The 18329-nt window shown below is 71.1% G+C and carries 17 protein-coding genes; 5 read left to right on the forward strand and 12 right to left on the reverse strand.

From position 1 onward, the window contains the following. Positions 1-29: 29 nt before the first annotated feature. The 3 genes from AB0A97_RS05790 to clpS all read right to left on the reverse strand — a co-directional run bounded on the left by AB0A97_RS05790 (position 30) and on the right by clpS (position 2876). Complete coding sequence (locus AB0A97_RS05790; protein ID WP_361144830.1) at positions 30-1502, reverse strand: amino acid permease; 1473 nt, start codon at positions 1500-1502, stop codon at positions 30-32. 385 nt (positions 1503-1887) lie between these two features. Continuing rightward, on the reverse strand, positions 1888-2517 hold the full coding sequence (locus AB0A97_RS05795; protein WP_361144833.1) for a DUF2017 domain-containing protein: 630 nt from the start codon (positions 2515-2517) through the stop codon (positions 1888-1890). Further along, positions 2517-2876: an ATP-dependent Clp protease adapter ClpS gene (clpS, locus tag AB0A97_RS05800; protein ID WP_361144836.1), complete on the reverse strand. Its 360-nt coding sequence runs from the start codon at positions 2874-2876 to the stop codon at positions 2517-2519. The genes AB0A97_RS05795 and clpS overlap by 1 nt, the downstream gene beginning before the upstream one ends. Before the next feature lie 81 nt (positions 2877-2957). Between clpS and AB0A97_RS05805 the strand changes: the two genes are divergently transcribed. Further along, positions 2958-4286, forward strand: coding sequence for a nicotinate phosphoribosyltransferase (locus AB0A97_RS05805; RefSeq protein ID WP_125056078.1), 1329 nt, complete (start codon positions 2958-2960; stop codon positions 4284-4286). Positions 4287-4432: 146 nt separating this feature from the next. Further along, positions 4433-5029 (forward strand): isochorismatase family protein, encoded by a 597-nt coding sequence (locus AB0A97_RS05810; protein ID WP_361144839.1) that lies wholly within the window; start codon positions 4433-4435, stop codon positions 5027-5029. Between the two features lie 393 nt (positions 5030-5422). Here AB0A97_RS05810 and AB0A97_RS05815 read toward each other — a convergent pair whose 3' ends face one another. Both AB0A97_RS05815 and AB0A97_RS05820 read right to left on the reverse strand, forming a co-directional pair. Beyond that, positions 5423-5728: a hypothetical protein gene (locus AB0A97_RS05815; protein WP_361144842.1), complete on the reverse strand. Its 306-nt coding sequence runs from the start codon at positions 5726-5728 to the stop codon at positions 5423-5425. Positions 5729-5844: 116 nt separating this feature from the next. Next, the gene (locus AB0A97_RS05820; RefSeq protein WP_361144845.1) at positions 5845-8244 is read right to left on the reverse strand and encodes an immune inhibitor A domain-containing protein; all 2400 of its coding nucleotides are present in this window, start codon (positions 8242-8244) and stop codon (positions 5845-5847) included. A gap of 399 nt (positions 8245-8643) precedes the next feature. Between AB0A97_RS05820 and AB0A97_RS05825 the strand changes: the two genes are divergently transcribed. Continuing rightward, complete coding sequence (locus AB0A97_RS05825; protein ID WP_361144848.1) at positions 8644-8985, forward strand: hypothetical protein; 342 nt, start codon at positions 8644-8646, stop codon at positions 8983-8985. A 132-nt stretch (positions 8986-9117) separates the two neighbouring features. Here AB0A97_RS05825 and AB0A97_RS05830 read toward each other — a convergent pair whose 3' ends face one another. Next, positions 9118-9918, reverse strand: coding sequence for an RDD family protein (locus AB0A97_RS05830; RefSeq protein ID WP_361144851.1), 801 nt, complete (start codon positions 9916-9918; stop codon positions 9118-9120). Between the two features lie 99 nt (positions 9919-10017). Next, entirely contained in the window at positions 10018-11622 is a 1605-nt protein-coding gene (locus AB0A97_RS05835) for an RDD family protein (RefSeq protein WP_361144854.1), read from the reverse strand. Between the two features lie 249 nt (positions 11623-11871). Here AB0A97_RS05835 and AB0A97_RS05840 point away from each other — a divergent pair, with 249 nt between their 5' ends. Then, positions 11872-12348 carry an SsgA family sporulation/cell division regulator gene (locus tag AB0A97_RS05840; protein ID WP_361144856.1) on the forward strand — a complete coding sequence of 159 codons (477 nt, stop codon included), beginning with the start codon at positions 11872-11874 and terminating at the stop codon, positions 12346-12348. A gap of 93 nt (positions 12349-12441) precedes the next feature. On the opposite strand, the gene AB0A97_RS05845 is transcribed toward AB0A97_RS05840, so the two are convergent. The 5 genes from AB0A97_RS05845 to hppD all read right to left on the reverse strand — a co-directional run bounded on the left by AB0A97_RS05845 (position 12442) and on the right by hppD (position 17725). Continuing rightward, positions 12442-12855 (reverse strand): VOC family protein, encoded by a 414-nt coding sequence (locus AB0A97_RS05845; protein WP_361144859.1) that lies wholly within the window; start codon positions 12853-12855, stop codon positions 12442-12444. Positions 12856-13037: 182 nt separating this feature from the next. Then, positions 13038-14501, reverse strand: coding sequence for an NAD(P)/FAD-dependent oxidoreductase (locus AB0A97_RS05850; RefSeq protein WP_361144862.1), 1464 nt, complete (start codon positions 14499-14501; stop codon positions 13038-13040). A gap of 110 nt (positions 14502-14611) precedes the next feature. Beyond that, complete coding sequence (locus AB0A97_RS05855; RefSeq protein ID WP_361144865.1) at positions 14612-14905, reverse strand: ribosomal protein L7/L12; 294 nt, start codon at positions 14903-14905, stop codon at positions 14612-14614. Positions 14906-15004: 99 nt separating this feature from the next. Continuing rightward, positions 15005-16369: an FAD-linked oxidase C-terminal domain-containing protein gene (locus AB0A97_RS05860; protein WP_361144867.1), complete on the reverse strand. Its 1365-nt coding sequence runs from the start codon at positions 16367-16369 to the stop codon at positions 15005-15007. A gap of 210 nt (positions 16370-16579) precedes the next feature. Further along, complete coding sequence (hppD, locus tag AB0A97_RS05865) at positions 16580-17725, reverse strand: 4-hydroxyphenylpyruvate dioxygenase (protein ID WP_361144870.1); 1146 nt, start codon at positions 17723-17725, stop codon at positions 16580-16582. A 129-nt stretch (positions 17726-17854) separates the two neighbouring features. On the opposite strand from hppD, the gene AB0A97_RS05870 reads away from it, so the two are divergent. Beyond that, the gene (locus AB0A97_RS05870; protein WP_073761201.1) at positions 17855-18322 is read left to right on the forward strand and encodes an Lrp/AsnC family transcriptional regulator; all 468 of its coding nucleotides are present in this window, start codon (positions 17855-17857) and stop codon (positions 18320-18322) included. Positions 18323-18329: the final 7 nt, after the last annotated feature.

The raw sequence follows: 18329 nt of genomic DNA on the forward strand, positions 1-18329 counted from the left end.
CGGACAGCCCGCCCTGGAGCGGGCCGCCCTCAGTGCTTCCCGCCGCCCTGCGGGGCGGACGAAGCGGCCACCGGAGCGGCGGCCTTGCCGAACATGTCGGGGTTGCGGGACTTGAGCACCAGGTAGCTGACGCCCAGGACCAGCGCCCAGACCGGTGCCGCGTACAGCGAGACCCGGGCGTCCGGGTCCACGCCCATCATCACGATGACCATGCCGATGAAGGCCAGCGCGAAGATCGAGGTGTACGGGGCGCCGGGCGCCTTGAACTCGGACTGCGGCAGCTCGCCGCGGTCCGCCTTGGCCCGGAAGCGGAGCTGGGAGAGCAGGATCATGATCCAGGCCCACATGCCGGAGATCGTCGCGAAGGACACCACCAGGTCGAAGGCCTTGCCCGGCCACTGGTAGTTGATCCAGACGCCGAACAGCATCATCGCGACGGAGACGCCGGTGCCCCAGGTCGGCAGGCCGTTCTTGCTGAGGCGGGTGAACAGCTTGGGGCCCTGGCCGTTGAGCGCCAGGTCACGCAGCATCCGGCCGGTGGAGTACATGCCGGAGTTGGCCGAGGACAGTGCCGCGGTCAGCACCACGAAGTTGACGATGGCCGCGCCGGCCGGCAGGCCGATCTGCTGGAAGGCCGCGACGAACGGGCTCACACCCGGCTTGAAGACGGTCCAGCTGACGACGGACAGGATGATGATGAGCGCGCCGATGTAGAAGAGGCCGATCCGCCACGGCACGGTGTTGATGGCCTTGGGCAGGACCTTCTTGGGGTTGGTGGCCTCGCCCGCGGTGACACCGACGAGTTCGACCGCCAGGAAGGCGAACATCACGATCTGCAGGGTCATCAGCGTGCCGCCGATGCCCTTCGGGAAGAAGCCGCCGTCCGACCACAGAAGGCTGAAGGAAGCGGTGTCACCGGCGTCGGAAAAACCGATGGTGATCACGCCGAGACCGATGAGGATCATGCCGATGATCGCGGTGACCTTGACCATCGAGAACCAGAACTCCAGCTCACCGAAGAGCTTCACGGAGATCAGGTTGATACCGAACAGGGCGACCGTGAAGACCAGGGCGGACGCCCACTGGGGTATTCCCTTGTTCCAGTACTGCACATAGGTGGCGGCTGCAGTTACCTCGGTGATGCCGGTGACCACCCAGAACAGCCAGTATGTCCAGCCGGTCACGAATCCCATGAACGGGCCGAGGAATTCGCGGGCGTACTCCGAGAAGGATCCCGACACCGGGCGGTACATGAGCAGCTCGCCCAAGGCGCGCATGATGAAGAAGATGACCAGGCCCACGATGGCGTAGGCCAGGATGATGCTGGGTCCCGCTTTGGAGATCGCCTTGCCCGCTCCGAGGAACAGACCGGTTCCGATGGCGCCACCGATGGCGATCATCTGGATCTGCCGGTTTCCCAGCCCCCGCTGGTAACCCTCTTCCGAGGCAGACCCCGCGGCGTCGCTGCCGCCGGCGTTCTTTTCGACCTGCACAGAGGTCATGTGTGGTGCGCCCTTCTCCATTCCGACCCGGTCTGTCCGGATCGGGTTCCGATCCCCCCGGATGGAGTTCCTGCACGCCGACGGTCGGCCGGCCAAGCGCTCCCGGAGTGACAGGGGTGGCGTCACTCACGGCAGGTTCGTGAACATGTATCACGGCCCCTTGGACATCTACCAGTGATGTCTTGGAGCCGAGCACAAGAAAAGTAGGATAAATGCTGGAATGGGATGCTGGGTAGTCAGGGTCGGTGACGCGATCGTTATCCGGATTTGAGCGTCCGCTGAGCGGGCCCCGCGATCGGGACATCCGGGACAGACGGCGCGGGGGCGTGCGGACGGGCGCCGGGCGGCCGGAGGCCGTGCCCGGCGAGGGTCCGGAGCCCGGGGCTCAGGCCGTCAGCGTCTCGATCAGGCTCTCCTGGAGCCCGCCCAGCCACAGGTACGCCATCACCATCGGCTTGCGCGGGTCGCTGTCCGGGAGCCGCAGCAGCTCGCCGCTCTCGTCCTCGTCGGTGACCTCCAGACGGGTGCCGATGGCCAGCCGGAGGTCGTTCAGGGCGCCCAGCCACTGCCGCGACTCGTCCGGCTTCAGACGCAGCACGGCACCTTCGGAGGCGGTGGCGCCGGCCGGGTCGTCCGTGTCGCGCGCCCCGCCGACCGGCCCGAGCGCGTCCAGGGCCCGTACGACCGCGAGGGCGTCCTCGCGCTTACGGGTGCGCAGATCGTTCTCCGTGTAGCGGCGGAACTCGGCCGCGGCGGCGTGCGTGGCGTCGTCCGGCACCTCGTCCGGGCCGCCGTACGCGTCCGGGAAGAGGCGGGCCAGCGCCGGGTCGGACGGGGGCTCGCTGGGGCCCTCCGTGAACAGCGCGGCGAGCGGGTCGTCACCCTCGGCGGGCTCCTCGCCCGGACCGATCAGCTCCATGAGCTGGACGGCGAGGCTGCGCAGGATGGAGATCTCGACCTCGTCGAGGGGGGCGGCCGCGCCGCCGCCGGGCAGGGGCTCGAAGTGGCCGGCCATCAGCGGTCCTGCGTGAGGGTCGCCCACAGGCCGTACCCGTGCATCGCTTGCACGTCGCGCTCCATTTCCTCGCGGCTGCCGCTGGAGACGACCGCCCGTCCCTTGTGGTGAACATCGAGCATGAGCTGCCGGGCCTTGCCCTTCGAGTAGCCGAAGTACGTCTCGAAGACGTACGCGACATAGCTCATGAGATTGACGGGGTCGTTGTGCACCAGCGTGACCCAGGGCACGTCCGGGTCGGGCACCTCGGACGGTGCCTCGCTGGACTCGGGTCGTTCGATCTCCACGGGGGCGCCGAGCGCGCAGCGCGTCGATCGAAGGGCGATGGTGGCAGACGGGTCGGCGCTCACGGTCTCCATGCTGCCACCCGCGGTGGGGCATCGCACAAACAGCCCGGGGAAATCGTCAGAGTGACGAGTATGAGAGGTAGCATCCTTACCATGAACACAGCAGACCTGGGGCTGCCGGTGGACGTGCCGTCGACTGCGCTCTTCACCGACCAGTACGAACTCACCATGCTGCAGGCCGCACTGCGGTCCGGGACCGCCGAGCGCCGCTCGGTCTTCGAGGTCTTCACCCGGCGCCTGCCGGAAGGACGCCGCTACGGCGTCGTCGCCGGTACGGGCCGGGTCCTGGACGCGGTGGAGAACTTCCGGTTCGACGAAACGATTCTCGGCTTTCTCCGCGAGCGCGGCATCCTCGACGAACGCACGCTGGACTGGCTGGCGGACTATCGCTTCCGCGGTGACATCTGGGGCTACCCCGAGGGCGAGGTCTACTTCCCCGGCTCGCCGATCATGCGGGTGGAAGGCACCTTCGCCGAGGCGGTCCTCCTGGAGACGGTGATCCTCTCCATCCTCAACCACGACTCCGCGGTGGCCGCCGCCGCGTCCCGCATGGCCGTCGCCGCCGGCGACCGTCCGCTCATCGAGATGGGCGCCCGCCGCACCCACGAGCTGGCCGCCGTCGCCGCGTCCCGCTCGGCGTACGTGGGCGGCTTCCACTCCACGTCCGACCTCGCGGCCGGCTTCCGCTACAACATCCCGACCGTCGGCACCAGCGCCCACTCCTTCACCCTGCTGCACGACAGCGAGCGCGACGCGTTCCGGGCGCAGGTCGACGCGCTGGGCAGCGGTACGACGCTGCTCGTGGACACCTTCGACGTCACCGAGGCGGTCCGTACGGCCGTCGAGGTGGCCGGGCCCGGCCTCGGCGCCGTCCGCATCGACTCCGGCGACCTGCTGCTGCTCGCCCACCGCGTACGGCAGCAACTGGACGAGCTGGGCGCCCGCGACACGCGCATCGTCGTGACGAGCGACCTGGACGAGTACGCGATCGCCTCGCTCGCGGCGGCGCCGGTGGACGCGTACGGCGTGGGCACCCAACTGGTCACCGGCAGCGGGCACCCGACCTGCTCCATGGTCTACAAGCTGGTCGCCCGCGCCGACAGCGACGCGGCGGACGCGCCGCTGCGGCCGGTGGCCAAGAAGTCCATGGGCGGCAAGGCGTCGCTCGGCGGCCGCAAGTGGTCGGCGCGGCGGCTGGACGAGCACGGCGTCGCGGAGGCGGAGGTCGTCGGTACCGGGCCGGTACCGGCGGAGTTCGCCGAGCGGCAGCTCGCGGTGCCGCTGGTGCGCGGCGGTGAGGTGGTCGCCCGCGAGCCGCTGGACGCGGCGCGGGAGCGGCACATCGCGGCGCGGGCCGGGTTGCCGATGTCCGCGATGCAGCTCTCCCGTGGGGAGGCGGTGCTGCCCACGGAGCAGGCTTGACGGGGTGCGCCTGCGGCCCCCGGCGCCCGCTCCCCGGCCCCCGGGTGCGCACTCCCCCTCGGCTCAGCTAGTGGCTACCCTCGGTCACACCACTTCGCGCCCACTCCGCGCCCACTTCACCGCTCCCCAGCCGGAAGGCTCGCACCATGCACCGGGCATTGATCGTCGTTGACGTGCAGAACGATTTCTGCGAGGGCGGCAGCCTTGCCGTGGCGGGAGGTGCGGATGTGGCTGCCGCCATCACCGATCTGGTGGGTGAGGCCGCGGGCAGCGGCTACCGGCACATCGTGGCGACCCGCGATCACCACATCGACCCCGGTGATCACTTCTCCGTGCGGCCGAACTACGAGACCACCTGGCCTCCGCACTGTGTCGCCGGTACGGAGGGCAGCGGCTTCCACCCGAACTTCGCGCCGGCGCTCGCGTCCGGGGCGGTCGACGCGGTCTTCTCCAAGGGCGCGCACGCTGCCGCTTACAGCGGCTTCGAGGGCGTGGACGAGAACGGGCACCCGCTGGCGGAATGGCTGCGGGCGCACGGGGTGACCGAGGTGGACGTGGTCGGCCTGGCCACGGACCACTGCGTGCGGGCCACGGCGGTGGACGCGGTGGGCGAGGGCTTCCGGGTGCGGGTGCTGCTGGATCTCACGGCGGGGGTGGCACCGGGGACGACGGAACGGGCGCTGGACCAGATGCGGTCCGCCGGGGTCGAACTCACCGGCAAACCGGTGATCATCGCAGCCTGACGACGATGCACGCTGCGCGTGCGCCTGCGGCTGGTGGGGGTGCGCGACGGGTCCGGTGGGTGGGGGCCACTCCGGGGCCGCTCTCCCCGGCCTTCGGCCCGGGAGCACCTCCACGACATCCTTCAGCCCCGGCCGTCGGGCGGCTGTCCCGGGCGATCATGCTGGGCTCTTCGCGAGCCAAGCGCGCCGGGTCCGGTGCTCGCGTTGTGCGCGATGGGCCCGGTGGTGGGGGGCTCGGGGCCAATCCGGGGTCACTCTCCCCCGGCCGAAGGCTGGGGGAGAGTTGGCCCCCTGCGCGCCCCGGCCCCACCACCCAAGCAATCCGAGCCCGCGATCAGCAAAAACCCTCGCGCGCGGCGCAGAGGGCGAACCGGAACCCCGCCGCAACAGCGGCTACCGCAACAACGCCCTGATCGGATGCCAAGACTCCGTATCGTCCTCCGGCGTCTCCCGCCAGACCAGCCCGTCGGGGTGGTGCAGGACAGCGGTGACCTCATCCGGAGTGGGCGGCTCCGTGTTGCCGCGAAGGTACACCGCACGCAGGCCCAGGTTGCGCAGCCTGGTCAGGGCGCGCTGGCGGTTCACGGCGTGGACCAGGACACGGACGCGGTGTCCGTTGTCGCCCGGTCTGGGCAGGGCGAGGGCGACCACCACGCTTCCGCCGGGAAGCCTGATGAACCCTCCTCCGGATGTGGGCACGGTTTCCCCCGTGAGACTCGGCGTCAACAAGGACTCGCAAGGTGCATCTAAACGCGATCGGCCGCCGCCCGCTAGGGGGCGGCGGCCGATCGGCTTGTGACCTGCGGTTTTGTCGACTACTTGGTGGAGGGACCCACCTGGAGGGTCACCGTGGAGCCGTTCCAGGACTCGTGGAGGATCTTGATGCGGGTGTTGGTGTCAGCAACGATCACGCCGCCGGTCGGGTTCGACTCGTCGTAGTAGTCGCCCTTGCGGTCGTCGAAGACGGTCACGCCGGGCTTCGACTTGATCTTGGTGATCTTGCCGTCCTTGTGCAGCGTGAGCGCATCCGTACGGTGCCGGGTGAAGGTCGAGTCGTAGCTCTGGAAGCGGTTGCGCATCAGCTTGCCGTCCGACCACTTCTCGGCCTTCGGGTGGGCGTCGACCGGCAGGATCTGGCCGTAGCCGGGGTGCTGGCCGACGTTGTTGTCCGGCTGCGAGGTGTCCCACAGCCAGATCAGGACGCCGTTCTGGTACGGGAAGTGCTCGACCCACTGGGGACGGCTGGACGCCCAGCCGAAGTTGTACGGGCCGGTCTTCAGGGTCTTGTCGTACGAGACGTACTGGCGGTTCTCCGCGATGTAGTAGCGCGGGTAGTCCTTGGTGAAGGAGGCGCCGATGCGCGAGAAGCCCTTCGCGGCCCAGCCGTTGTCACCGGCCTCGGCGCCATCCGTGAACAGTGCCTTGCCGTCGGCGGTCACCGAGATCGCGTCCGCGGCGAAGCCCTTCTGGGCGGCGCCGCCGTCCGTCTGGTAGCGGAAGCGGAGGTCGATCTTCTTGCCGGCGTACGCGTCGAGCGGGAAGACGAGGTCCTTGTACGCGCCGGAGGTGCCGGTCAGAGCGGGCTTGTCGCCGCCGTCGCGGGTGATCGGCCTGCCGTCGGCGGTGCCTTCCAGCGGCGTGTAGTCGGCGCCGCCGTCCGTGGAGACCTCGGCGTAGGCGAAGTCGTAGTTCTGCTCGATGTCCCACCAGCCCTTGAGGGTCAGGGCGGCCTTCTTCTTGCCGGTGAGGTCCACGGAGCGGGACAGGGTGTTCTTCAGGTCGTTGCCCATGCCGCTCCACCACTGCCGGGTGCCTTCGGCGGGCTCGACGACGTCGGTGCGGACCGTCTTGGAGGGGAGTTCGACGACCAGGGCCTGCTTGTCCTTGGTGTTGTACTCGGCGACGCCCAGCTTGTGGGTGGACCTGGTGGCCGCCTTGGCCTTGGCGTAGTTGAGCCAGCCGAGCTGGAGCTTGTCCCAGGCGCTCATGTCGCCGGGGAGGTCGCCTATGGAGTCCTTGCCGCGGCCGAGCCAGGAGCCGCCGGACATCAACGACCAGGAGTCGACGGAGGATTCACCGGTGCCGGTGGTGTCGTACTCGTCGGGCAGGCCGAGGTCGTGGCCGTACTCGTGGGCGAAGACGCCGAGGCCACCGTTCTCGGGCTGCATGGTGTAGTCGCCGACCCAGATGCCGGTGCTGCCGATCTGGGTGCCGCCGGCCTTGTTGCCGGCCGGGCCGGTGCGGCCGGACTCGCTGCCGTACGCGTACCAGCGGTGCGCCCAGATGGCGTCGGTGCCCTGGGCGCCGCCGCCCGCGGACTCGTCCTCGCCGGCGTGCACGATCTGGAAGTGGTCGATGTAGCCGTCGGGCTCGTTGAAGTTGCCGTCGCCGTCGTGGTCGTAGCGGTCCCACTGGTCGTACTTGGCGAGGTCGGCCTTGATCTGGGCGTCGGTGCGGCCCTTGGCCTTCTGGTCCTCGGCCCAGCGGTTGACGCCGTCGCGTATCAGGTCCCAGGCGCTGGCGCAGTTGGTGGAGCCGCAGAAGTTCGACCCGTAACGGGCCTCGTTCCAGTCGACCTTGACCCAGTCGGAGACCTCGCCGTCGACCGAGTAGCGGCCCGAGGACTGCTTCTCGTAGTACTTGGCCAGGGACTCCTTCTTCTTGTCGTGCGAGAAGTAGAGGTCCTGGAAGTGCTGGCGGTTGTAGTCCTTCTGCCAGGCGGTGGAGTTGTCGTTGCGGCGGTCGGGCCGCGCGATGGTGTTGTGCGCGGGGCCGGGCTTGCCGCCGTACTTCTTCACCGGGGGCTTGGGGCCGTCGCCGTCCGGGTCGTACATCGTGGTGTCGTCGACCTTGTCGCCGAACTCGACCAGGATGGTGAAGATCTTGTCGGTCTTCTCGCGGGCGAGTTCGACGTATTTGCCCCGGCCGAGCTTGACGACCTGGGAGGCGCCGTGCCGGGCGGGCGTGGCGTCGCCGGAGATGACCTGCTGGAGCGCTTCCTTGCGCTGCGCCGCCTGCTGGTCGCTGAACGGGCCCTTGAGGTCGTGGTCGACGGCCTGCTTGGCGGGCGCGCCCGGGTCCTGCCGCTGGACGGCGAGCGGCGGACGGCCGTCGTCGGCCTGCGCCGGCGCGCCGGAAGACAGGGCGGCCGCCCCGATCGCGGCGGCGGCCGTGGCCAGGGCGGCCGGTTTGAACGCCCGTCTCTTGGCTCTCACTTGGCGCATTCCTCCCCTTGAAAACGGTCACTGGATGCCAGCATTTGACCGGAAGGGGGAGGAAAAAGACAGACCTTGACTTGAGCACGACAGAGAAGTACGGTTTTCGATCCTCAGGTTGCGGGTAGCGGACACTTTTGGGTACGTACGGGGGCGTGGTGCGTGTACGTACCCACACCACCCCGGCGGCTCCCCCGCGTCGTACTCCGCGCACGCCAACGGACGCACCGATCAGGCCCGTTCAAACCCGGGATGAATCCGTGCGCCCCCTATGCCTCGGAACCGTGGGTTAGGTCACGCTTACCGCCAGTTCCGCTCGGGCAGTAAGGACCGTAGAGTCGTTTGACGGCGCGCCCCTGTCGACCACACCCCTGCCGACCTCCCGAGGACGGATCCGCCATGCCTCGTCCGACTGCCGCACAGCTCGCCTACGGATCGGCCACCGTCGTCTTCTCGACCCTCGCGTTGTTACTGCTCTCGCAGACGCGGACCGGGGTCGGAATCGCGGTCATCGCCGTCGCAGCCCTCGCCCTCGGCCTGCTGGTCGCCCTCACGGCGCCACTGCCGGGGGTTTCTCATGTGAGGCGCCGCCGTACGGCCCGGCGCTCCGGCGCGCACGCCGTTCACGGCGCACGCACGCACCTGCCGTCCGCCACCCGCGCGACGGCTCTGCGGGTACCGCGCCAGCACACGCACGCCGGAGTCTCTTCGGAAGGGCGCGTCAGCGAGCACTCCCGTTAGTCACCTGTCCGTGGCTGGTGGACGCGCGTAGGCGGCCGGGCACCGCTCGGAAGAGGGGTGCGCCGACCGCCGGTTGACGCGCCGGAGCCGCCAGGGAGGCCCTGCGGGGGCAGCCGCCCCCGGTGTCCGGTCTCAGGCCGTGGAGACCACCACCGTCTTGGCCGTCTTGTCGTGCAGGCACTGCTGGTACGGCTTGTCCCAGGTGCACCACAGGACGTTGACGAGCCAGAAGATGAAGCCGCAGCACGGCACGATCTCCGGCAGGGTGTAGACCGCCGCCCGTACCCAGCCCGCCTGCCCGGCCGGTACCGCGCCGTTCTCCAGCATCCCCACCCGGATCTTCATCGCCATCTTGCCGACGGTCTGGCCCCGGCTGGTGAGCATCAGGCCCTCGTAGACGAGGTAGACCAGCATCGTCACGAGGGAGACGGAGGCCTGGCGTCCGGTCTGGGTGCCGTCGGTCGTCCAGTAGTCGAAGCCGCCGACGATCCCGCTCATGATCAGGCCGACCGGTACGCAGACGATGAACCAGTCGATGATGCGGGCGACCAGGCGGCGGCCGCGGCCGGCCAGCGGCGGCATTCCGGCCAGCGGGTCGGCGGCGCCGTACTGGCCGCCGTACGGGTTGCCCCCGTACGGGTCACCGCCGTAGGGCGGCGGCGGCATCCCCCCGGGCGGCGGCCCGCTCCCGGGAGGCGGGGCATCGCCGCCGTACGGGTCACCGCCGGGCGGCTGTTCGCCGTGCGGGGTGGCGTTGGCGGGACGGTCGTACGGGGAACCGCCGGCGGCCGGCCGGCTGCCGTACGGAGAGCCACCGGCCGGCTCGGCACCGTACGGAGAGCCGCCCGACGGCGGTTCCTGCGGCTTCTTCAGATACGGGTCGTGCTCCGGCGGTTCGCCCGCGGAGCCGGGCCCGGGCTGGTCGGTGCTCATGGCCCGAGTCGAACCCGGGCCGCGCGCCGCCGCATCCGGCGAGGTCCGGCCGGGTGACGCGGCCGGGCGGGCGGTCTGCTTCCCGGCCCGCTTCCCGGCCTACTTCTCGGCGACGAACGTCCGGGCGATCTTGTCGTGCCAGCACTGCCGCCACGGCCGGTCGAACAGGCACCACACGGCGTTGACGACACCGACCGCCAGCACACCGAGCACGCCGTACACCAGCCACCGCTTGATCACCGAGGCCAGGGGCGGGGTGTCGTGGCTCTCGATGTCCAGCACCTTGACGCCGCACACCTTCTTGCCGAGCGTGTGGCCCCACTTGGCGGTGGGCAGCACCTCGTACAGGCCGCCGCCGATGAGCAGCACGGCGAGCACGACGGCCAGGTAGGGGCCGGTGGTGCCGTCCAGCAGGTAGACGGTGACCTCCCGTCCGGACTGCTTGGCGGCCTCCACCTTGGCGTCGATGTGGTCGGTGGCCGGGCCCCACAGCGGTACGGCGGCGGCGCCGGTGATGACGGCCAGGACCAGGGTGTCGATCAGGCGGGCGGCGAACCGGCGGCCCAGGGGGGCGGGGCGGCCCTGTTCCTGCGCGGCGGCGAGGAACGGGTCGGTGGTCGGCGGCTTCCAGGGGACGACGCCTTCGGCCGCGCCGTCCTGCTGCGGCGGGAAGCCGGCGAAGGGAGCGGGCTGGGCCTGCGGACCGGGCTGCGGCGCGGGGGCCGGTCCGGGGGTGGGGCCGGGGGCCGGTCCGGAGGCCGGGCCGGGGGCCGGACGGGAGGGGGGCTGGTGCGGCGGAGCCTGCGCCGCCGGTGACTGTTGTGGCGACTGGGGGTGCTGAGGCTGCTGCGTCGGGAACGGCTGGTGCTGCACGGGAGGCACGGCGGGCCCAGGGCCGGGCTGCGGCTGCGGCGGGGACTGCGGCTGTACGGGCCCCTGCGGCGCCTGCTGGGCCGGTGCGTGGGCGGCGGGCGTCCGCACCCCGGGGCCGGGCTGCGCGGCCGCCTGCTGCGGGCCGGGGCCCGTCGGCGGCTGCGGCGCGCCGGTGGACGGCAGCGGCTGCGGGGCCGCGGCGCCGGGCAGCGGCGACGCCGGGGCGCCGCCGGACTGCGGCGCCATCCGGATCGACATCGTGTCGCTCTTGCCGCCCTGGGGCCCGTCGGGGCGTACGGCGCGGATCGTGGTCGTGCCGCGGTCGCGGCCGGGGGCGCCGCCCTCGTCCCGTACGGCGCGGATGGTGACCGTGCCGTCGGTCCGCGGCGGCTCCTCGCCGGACGCCGGCGCAGCGGCCGCGGCCTCGTCGCGCTGCTGCGGCAGACCGGCCTGCCGCTCCTCGGGCGAACCCCAGGCGATACGGCGGTCCTGCTCGCCGCCGAAGCCGCTCTGCCGGGCGGTGTCGGCCTGCCAGGCGGAGGCGGGTGCGCCGCTGCCCGCCCCGGTCAGCCGGTCGTGTTCCTCCTCCTCGTCGAGGAAGACCGGGCCGGTCTCCTCCACGGCGGGGGTGGGGGCCGGTGCGGGCGCGGGGGCCGGGGCGCTGCCGGGCGGCGGCGCGGGGAGCGCCTCGCCCTCGGCGGGCGCGGGCCGGCTGGTGCCCGGCACCCATGCGGCACCGTTCCAGTACCGGATGTAGCCGGGGATGGACGGGTCCGGGTAGAAGCCTGGCGTGGGGCTGCCGCCGGCGGATCCTGAGGAAGGGGCGCTCATGTCCGAAGTCCCGTATCTGTTCTCGGCCTGGTGTGGTGGGTGGGGCATGTGCAGTCTGCCGCAACGCAGCGTCCACATCTATCAGACGGAGGGTCGGGGCGGGTGTCCCGGCCGGGCCGGACCACCTGGAAGAGGCCCGCGAAAAAAGTTGTGCGAAGTCGCGTAATGGTCCGGGCTCCGGAGCCTCTAACCAGGTGCGGGCCCCGTCACAGGGGGGTTCGCAGGAGGTACCGAAGAGAGGCGGACCGTATGCACACCGTGGTGGAACGAGAGCTGGAGCTGGGACTGGTCCTGTCGCCGGAGCGCAGCGTCCCCGTCCCGGCCCGGCTGACCTACCGCACGGACGACCCCTACGCCGTCCACGTCACCTTCCACATCGGCTCCGACGCCCCCGTCAACTGGACGTTCGCGCGGGAACTGCTCGTCGAGGGGGTGTTCCGGCCGTGCGGTCACGGTGATGTGCGGGTGTGGCCCACGAAGGTGGACGGGCGCAGTCTGGTCTGCATGGCGCTCAGTTCCCCGGACGGCGACGCGCTGCTGGAGGCGTCGGCCGCGGCGGTCTCGGCGTGGCTGGAGCGCACGCTGCGGGTCGTGCCGCCGGGGTCGGAGCAGGACCATCTGGGGCTGGACAAAGGGCTGAGCGCGCTGCTCGCCATGACGCCGCGGGACGACCTGTGGCTGTCCGACCCGTGGCCGTCGGACGAGTCGCCGGAGGCGGGGGCGTAGGCCGTGTCTTCCGGCGGGGGACGGCGTACGGCCCGGGCCCGGCCGGGCGGTCCGGCCCCGGGTGTACGGGGCCGGGAAGCGCGATTACCAGGGTCAGGAAGCGTCGGTACCGAGGCTTGCGCCGGTCCGGGTGCGCGGGGTGATGAATTCGATGGCGTGGCCGTCCGGGTCGTCGACATAGACCCCGCGGGCACCGTCGAGGTGTCCGATCTGCTGCGGCTTCCGGTGGTGCGGGTCCGCCCAGTACGGCAGCCCGCGCTCCTGGATGCGGCCGAAGATCTCGTCGAACTCCTCGTCCGTGACCCGGAACGCGAGGTGCTGCAGCACGATCGCTTCCGGTTCGACGACCGTGTCGGCGTAGTCGACGGTCAGGTCGTTGGCGAACGTGACGGCGGCGAAGGGGCCGGTTTCGACCGGTTCGCCGACGCCGGTCAGCTCCGCGAGGAAGCGCGCGGAGGCGAGCTTGTCGGTGGCGTGCATGATCGTGTGGTCGAGTTGGACGGGCACGGCGGCCTCCTGTGAACGTCGGATTTTCAGGGGCGTTGCAGACGTGCACTCCTGACCGTACGGCGGCCTCGCGCGTCTGAGTATCGGATTTTTGACCTACGTCGCCGGTCCGGCCGTGCCCGGACCGACGTCCTGGTCCGGGGCAGGCCCCGCCGCCCCGGCCGGGTATCGGTACCGACGCCTCAGCCTCGGTACGTCTCCAGCAGCCGCAGCCACACCTCGCTGATGGTCGGGTAGGCGGGCACCGCGTGCCACAGACGGTCCAGGGGGACCTCGCCGGCCACCGCGACGGTGGCGGAGTGCAGGAGTTCGCCGACGGCCGGGCCGACGAAGGTGACGCCGAGGAGGGTTTCGCGGTCCAGGTCGACGATCATGCGGGCGCGGCCGCGGTAGCCGTCGGCGTACAGGCCGGCGCCCGCCACCGATCCGAGGTCGAAGTCGACGACGCGGGTGCGGTGCCCGGCGCGTTCGGCCTCGGCGGCGGTCAGGCCGACGGAGGCGGCTTCGGGGTCGGTGAAGACGACCTGCGGTACGGCGGCGGTGTCGGCGGTCGCGGCGTGCGCGCCCCAGCGGCCGGTGTCCAGGGCGGTGGTGCCCCGGGCCTGTGCGGCGATGGCGGCGCCGACGATGCGGGCCTGGTACTTGCCCTGGTGGGTCAGCAGCGCGCGGTGGTTGACGTCGCCGACGGCGTACAGCCAGCCGTCCGCCACGCCCTTCACCCGGCAGGTGTCGTCGGTCTCCAGCCAGGAGCCGGGCTCCAGGCCGACCGTCTCCAGGCCGATGTCGTCGGTGCGCGGCGCGCGGCCGGTGGCGAACAGGACCTCGTCGGCGACGAGCTCTTCGCCGCCGTCCAGCACGACGGTGGCGGGTCCGTTGGGCATCTCGCGCCGTACCGCGCTCACCGAGACGCCGGTGCGTACGGTGGCGCCCGCCCCGGCCAGGGACTCGGCGACCAGTTCGCCCGCGAACGGCTCCATCTTGGGCAGCAGTCCGCCACCGCGCACCAGGAGCGTCACCCGGGAGCCCAGGGCCTGCCAGGCGGTGGCCATTTCGACACCGACGACCCCGCCGCCGACCACCACCAGGCGCGGCGGTACGGACTGCGCGCTGGTCGCCTCGCGGCTGGTCCAGGGGCGGGCGGCCGCCAGTCCGGCGAGGTCGGGGAGGACGGCGCGGCTGCCGGTGCAGACGGCGACGGCGTGCCGGGCGGTGAGGACGCGTTCTCCCCCGCCGTCGGTGGCGACCACGACGCGCCGGGGGCCGTCGAGGCGGGCCCGGCCGCGTACGAAGTCGATGCCGGCCGAGTCCAGCCACCGGACCTGGCCGTCGTCCTTCCAGTGCGAGGCGAACGCGTCGCGGTGGGCGAGCACCGCCTTGGTGTCCAGCGGCGCGGCCCCGGCCTGGAGCAGGCCGGGGACGCGGCGCGCGTCGGCGCGGGCGGTGACCGGGCGCAGCAGTGCCTTGCTGGGCATGCAGGCCCAGTACGAGCACTCGCCGCCGACCAGTTCGCTCTCCACGATCACCGCGCTCAGGCCGAGGGCGTGCGCCCGGTCGGCCACGTTCTCACCGGTCGGCCCGGCGCCCAGCACGACGACGTCGTAGGTGTCCCGGCCGGTGGCCCCTTCGGCCCCTGTGGTCGCTGGCATCGCTCATCGCTCCCTGCGTCGGCGTCGCGGCGGTCGGCTCCATCCTCGTCCCGGGTGCCCGGCCCGGCCACATGTACCGGGGCATTCGCCGGGCGGCGGAACACCGGCCCTCAGCCTTCCCGGCGCTCCACGGCCTCCTTGGCCTCGACCAGGCCGGCGCCGGTCAGTTCGCGGTAACGCTTGATCGCCTCGATCTTCTTGCCCTTGTGCAGCAGGGCGTCGACCTCGGCGATGCCCTCGGGGCCGGTCTCCTCGACGCCGAGGTGTTCCATGATCAGGTCGAGCTTGCGGTCCATGCGCCGGAGGCGGCGTTCGAGCGTCTTGTGGCGGGTGTCCATGGTGGAGGCGAGGACGACGATGACGACGGCCGCGGCGCCGATGACGGTCCAGAGGTCGGAGTTCATGGACCGAACCCTAGAAGGTGCGGCTCACCACGGCCGAACCGCGCCCGGATCACGGCCGGGCCACGAACGGACCGCGGCCGAACCGCGGGCGGGTTCCGTTCAGAAGACCTTGCCGGGGTTGAGCAGCCCGAGCGGGTCGAAGACGGCCTTGATGCCACGGTGCAGCTCCAGGCCGACCGGGCCCAGCTCGCGGGCCAGCCACTCCTTCTTCAGGACGCCGACGCCGTGCTCGCCGGTGATCGTGCCGCCCAGTTCCAGGCCGAGCGCCATGATCTCGTCGAAGGACTCGCGGGCGCGCCGGGACTCGTCGGGGTCGTGCGCGTCGAAGCAGACGGTGGGGTGGGTGTTGCCGTCGCCCGCGTGCGCGCAGACGCCGATGGTCAGGTCGTACTTCTCGGCGATGGCGGCGGTGCCGTCGAGCATCGCGGCGAGCTGCGAGCGCGGTACGCACACGTCGTCGATCATCGTGGCGGACTTGACGCGTTCCAGGGCGGTCAGGGTCAGCCGCCGCGCCTGGAGGAGGAGGTCGGACTCGGCCGGGGTGTCGGCCGGTACGACCTCGGAGGCTCCGGCGGCCTCGCACAGCGCGCCGACGGCGGCGAGGTCGGCGGCCGGTTCCGGGGTGTCGAAGGCGGCCAGGAGCAGTGCCTCGGTGCTGTCCGGCAGGCCCATCTGCGCCATCGCGTTGACGGCGCGGATGCTCGTACGGTCCATGAGTTCGAGCAGCGAGGGAGCGTGGCCGCGTGCCATGATCTCGCAGACCGCGTCGCACGCGGCGGCGGCCGAGGGGAACTCGGCGGCCAGCGCGAGCTGCTGGGGCGGTTCGGGCTTGAGGGCCAGGACGGCGCGTACGACGATGCCGAGGCTGCCCTCGGAGCCGACGATCAGGCGGGTGAGGTCGTAGCCCGCGACGCCCTTGGCGGTACGGCGGCCGGTCGTCAGCAGCCGCCCGTCGGCGAGGACGACGTCCAGGCCGAGGACGTATTCGGCGGTGACGCCGTACTTGACGCAGCACAGGCCGCCGGAGGCGGTGCCGATGTTGCCGCCGATGGAGCACTCCTCCCAGCTCGAGGGGTCGGGCGGGTAGTAGAGGCCGTGCTCGTTGACGGCGCGGGAGAGCACCGCGTTGACGACGCCGGGCTCGACGACCGCGATCCGGTCGACGGGGTTGATCTCGATGATCCGGTCCATCTTGACCAGGGAGAGCACGATGCAGCCGTCGGAGGCGTTGGCGGCGCCCGACAGGCCCGTGCGGGCGCCCTGGGGGACGACCGGGACGCGCAGTGCGGTGGCGGTGCGCATCACGTGCTGGACCTGCTCGACCGTGCGTGGCAGGACGACGACGGCGGGCGTGCCGGCCGCGCAGAAGCTCGCCATGTCGTGGGCGTAGGCGCCGGTGACGTCGGGGTCGGTGAGGATGGCTTCCGCGGGCAGGGCGTCGCGCAGGCGTGCGAGGAGGTCCATGCCGTCAGCCTCCCATCCGTGGGCCGTACACGGAAGATCGTCTCCCGCATCCGGGGAGCCCTCGGAGGCCCTCTCCCGCGCCCGGGTGGCGGTCCCGGGCGCGGGAGTGCCGCTCCCCGCGGGAAGGGCCACGGCCCCGCCGGGTCAGGTTCCCGGCGTGACTGTGGGGTGGGGGGTGGCGTCCGGAGGACACCCGGGGCGGGCCGGGTGTCAGAGGTTGCCGCGCCGTTCCTGCTCCCGCTCGATGGCCTCGAAGAGGGCCTTGAAGTTGCCCTTGCCGAAGCCCAGCGAGCCGTGCCGTTCGATCAGTTCGAAGAAGACGGTGGGGCGGTCCTGGACCGGCTTGGTGAAGATCTGCAGCAGGTAGCCGTCCTCGTCGCGGTCGACGAGGATCTTCAGCTCACGCAGCGTCTCGACCGGGACGCGGGTCTCGCCCGCCCACTCGCCGAGGGTGTCGTAGTAGGAGTCCGGGGTGTCGAGGAACTCGACGCCCGCCGCGCGCATGGCCCGTACGCTCTCGACGATGTCGTTGGTGGCCAGGGCGATGTGCTGGCAGCCGGGGCCGCCGTAGAACTCCAGGTACTCGTCGATCTGCGACTTCTTCTTGGCGATGGCCGGCTCGTTGAGCGGGAACTTCACCTTGCGAGTGCCGTCCGCGACCACCTTGGACATCAGCGCGCTGTACTCGGTGGCGATGTCCGAGCCGACGAACTCCTTCATGTTCGTGAAGCCCATGACGTTGTTGTAGAAGGCGACCCACTCGTCCATCTTGCCGAGCTCGACGTTGCCGACGCAGTGGTCGATGGCCTGGAAGCGGCGCTTGCCGGGCTCGACGATGGGGTCGGCGGCGACGTAGCCGGGCAGGTACGGGCCGTCGTAGCCGGTGCGCTCGACCAGCGTGTGCCGGGTCTTGCCGTACGTGGCGATGGAGGCTCGGACGACGATGCCGTGCTCGTCCTTGGTCTCGTACGGCTCCTCTATGCCGGTGGCGCCGTGCTCCAGGGCGTAGGCGTAGGCGGCGCGCGCGTCCGGCACCTCGATGGCGAGGTCGATGACGCCGTCGCCGTGGGCGGTGACGTGGTCGGCCAGGAAGCGGCCCCAGTCGGTCGTCGGCTTGATGACGGAGGTGAACACGAAACGGGCGCCGCCGGATTCGAGCACGTAACTGGCGGTCTCGCGGCTGCCGTTCTCCGGTCCGGAGTAGGCGACACGCTTCATGCCGAAGGCGGTGGCGTAGTAGTGCGCCGCCTGCTTGGCGTTGCCGACGGCGAAGACGACCGCGTCCATCCCCTTGACCGGGAAGGGATCGGCCTGCCGAGCACTGGTGGGGGTGGTGTGGTCCGTGGTCTGTGTCATGCCCGCAGACTCCCTCCGGGCCACAAGGTGCGCAATAGTTTGCGCGTTCACTGGGCAAGCTGTACAGCGAATCACGCGATTCACCGGACGTTTCGTACATGATGACCATCAAAATCGGAGGCAACGGCCTTGGCGATCGATCATTTGGACGGCAGACTTCTGGAACTGCTCGCCGAAGAACCGCGCATCGGCGTACTGGAGGCGTCGCGCCGGCTCGGGGTGGCGCGCGGTACGGCGCAGGCACGCCTGGACCGGCTTCAGTCGAACGGAGTGATCCGGGGATTCGGGCCCGACGTCGACCCGGCGGCGCTGGGATACCCGGTCACCGCATTCGCGACACTGGAGATCAAACAGGGTCAAGGGGCCGACGTCCGGGCGCACTTGGCGTCCGTACCGGAAGTGCTGGAGCTGCATACAACGACGGGACATGGGGACATGCTGTGCAGACTCGTTGCCCGTTCCAACGCCGACCTGCAACGGGTGATCGACCGAGTTGTGGGTTTCGATGGCATCATGCGGGCTTCCACCGCGATCGTCATGGAGAATCCGGTTCCGTTGCGCATCATCCCCCTGGTCAAACAAGCTTCGGGGGACTGACCGAGGA

Origin of the sequence: Streptomyces sp. NPDC045470 (genome assembly GCF_040646595.1) — a bacterium.
Classification (GTDB): domain Bacteria; phylum Actinomycetota; class Actinomycetes; order Streptomycetales; family Streptomycetaceae; genus Streptomyces.

What these genes read in the sequence shown, in the direction of transcription:
- AB0A97_RS05835 (WP_361144854.1), bottom strand. Translation starts at nt 11,622, where the DNA reads ATGAGCGCCCCTTCCTCAGGATCCGCCGGCGGCAGCCCCACGCCAGGC.
- AB0A97_RS05795 (WP_361144833.1), bottom strand. Translation starts at nt 2,517, where the DNA reads ATGGCCGGCCACTTCGAGCCCCTGCCCGGCGGCGGCGCGGCCGCCCCC.
- AB0A97_RS05810 (WP_361144839.1), top strand. Translation starts at nt 4,433, where the DNA reads ATGCACCGGGCATTGATCGTCGTTGACGTGCAGAACGATTTCTGCGAG.
- hppD (WP_361144870.1), bottom strand. Translation starts at nt 17,725, where the DNA reads ATGACACAGACCACGGACCACACCACCCCCACCAGTGCTCGGCAGGCC.
- AB0A97_RS05825 (WP_361144848.1), top strand. Translation starts at nt 8,644, where the DNA reads ATGCCTCGTCCGACTGCCGCACAGCTCGCCTACGGATCGGCCACCGTC.
- AB0A97_RS05805 (WP_125056078.1), top strand. Translation starts at nt 2,958, where the DNA reads ATGAACACAGCAGACCTGGGGCTGCCGGTGGACGTGCCGTCGACTGCG.
- AB0A97_RS05830 (WP_361144851.1), bottom strand. Translation starts at nt 9,918, where the DNA reads ATGAGCACCGACCAGCCCGGGCCCGGCTCCGCGGGCGAACCGCCGGAG.
- clpS (WP_361144836.1), bottom strand. Translation starts at nt 2,876, where the DNA reads ATGGAGACCGTGAGCGCCGACCCGTCTGCCACCATCGCCCTTCGATCG.
- AB0A97_RS05790 (WP_361144830.1), bottom strand. Translation starts at nt 1,502, where the DNA reads ATGACCTCTGTGCAGGTCGAAAAGAACGCCGGCGGCAGCGACGCCGCG.
- AB0A97_RS05855 (WP_361144865.1), bottom strand. Translation starts at nt 14,905, where the DNA reads ATGAACTCCGACCTCTGGACCGTCATCGGCGCCGCGGCCGTCGTCATC.
- AB0A97_RS05850 (WP_361144862.1), bottom strand. Translation starts at nt 14,501, where the DNA reads ATGCCAGCGACCACAGGGGCCGAAGGGGCCACCGGCCGGGACACCTAC.
- AB0A97_RS05860 (WP_361144867.1), bottom strand. Translation starts at nt 16,369, where the DNA reads ATGGACCTCCTCGCACGCCTGCGCGACGCCCTGCCCGCGGAAGCCATC.
- AB0A97_RS05840 (WP_361144856.1), top strand. Translation starts at nt 11,872, where the DNA reads ATGCACACCGTGGTGGAACGAGAGCTGGAGCTGGGACTGGTCCTGTCG.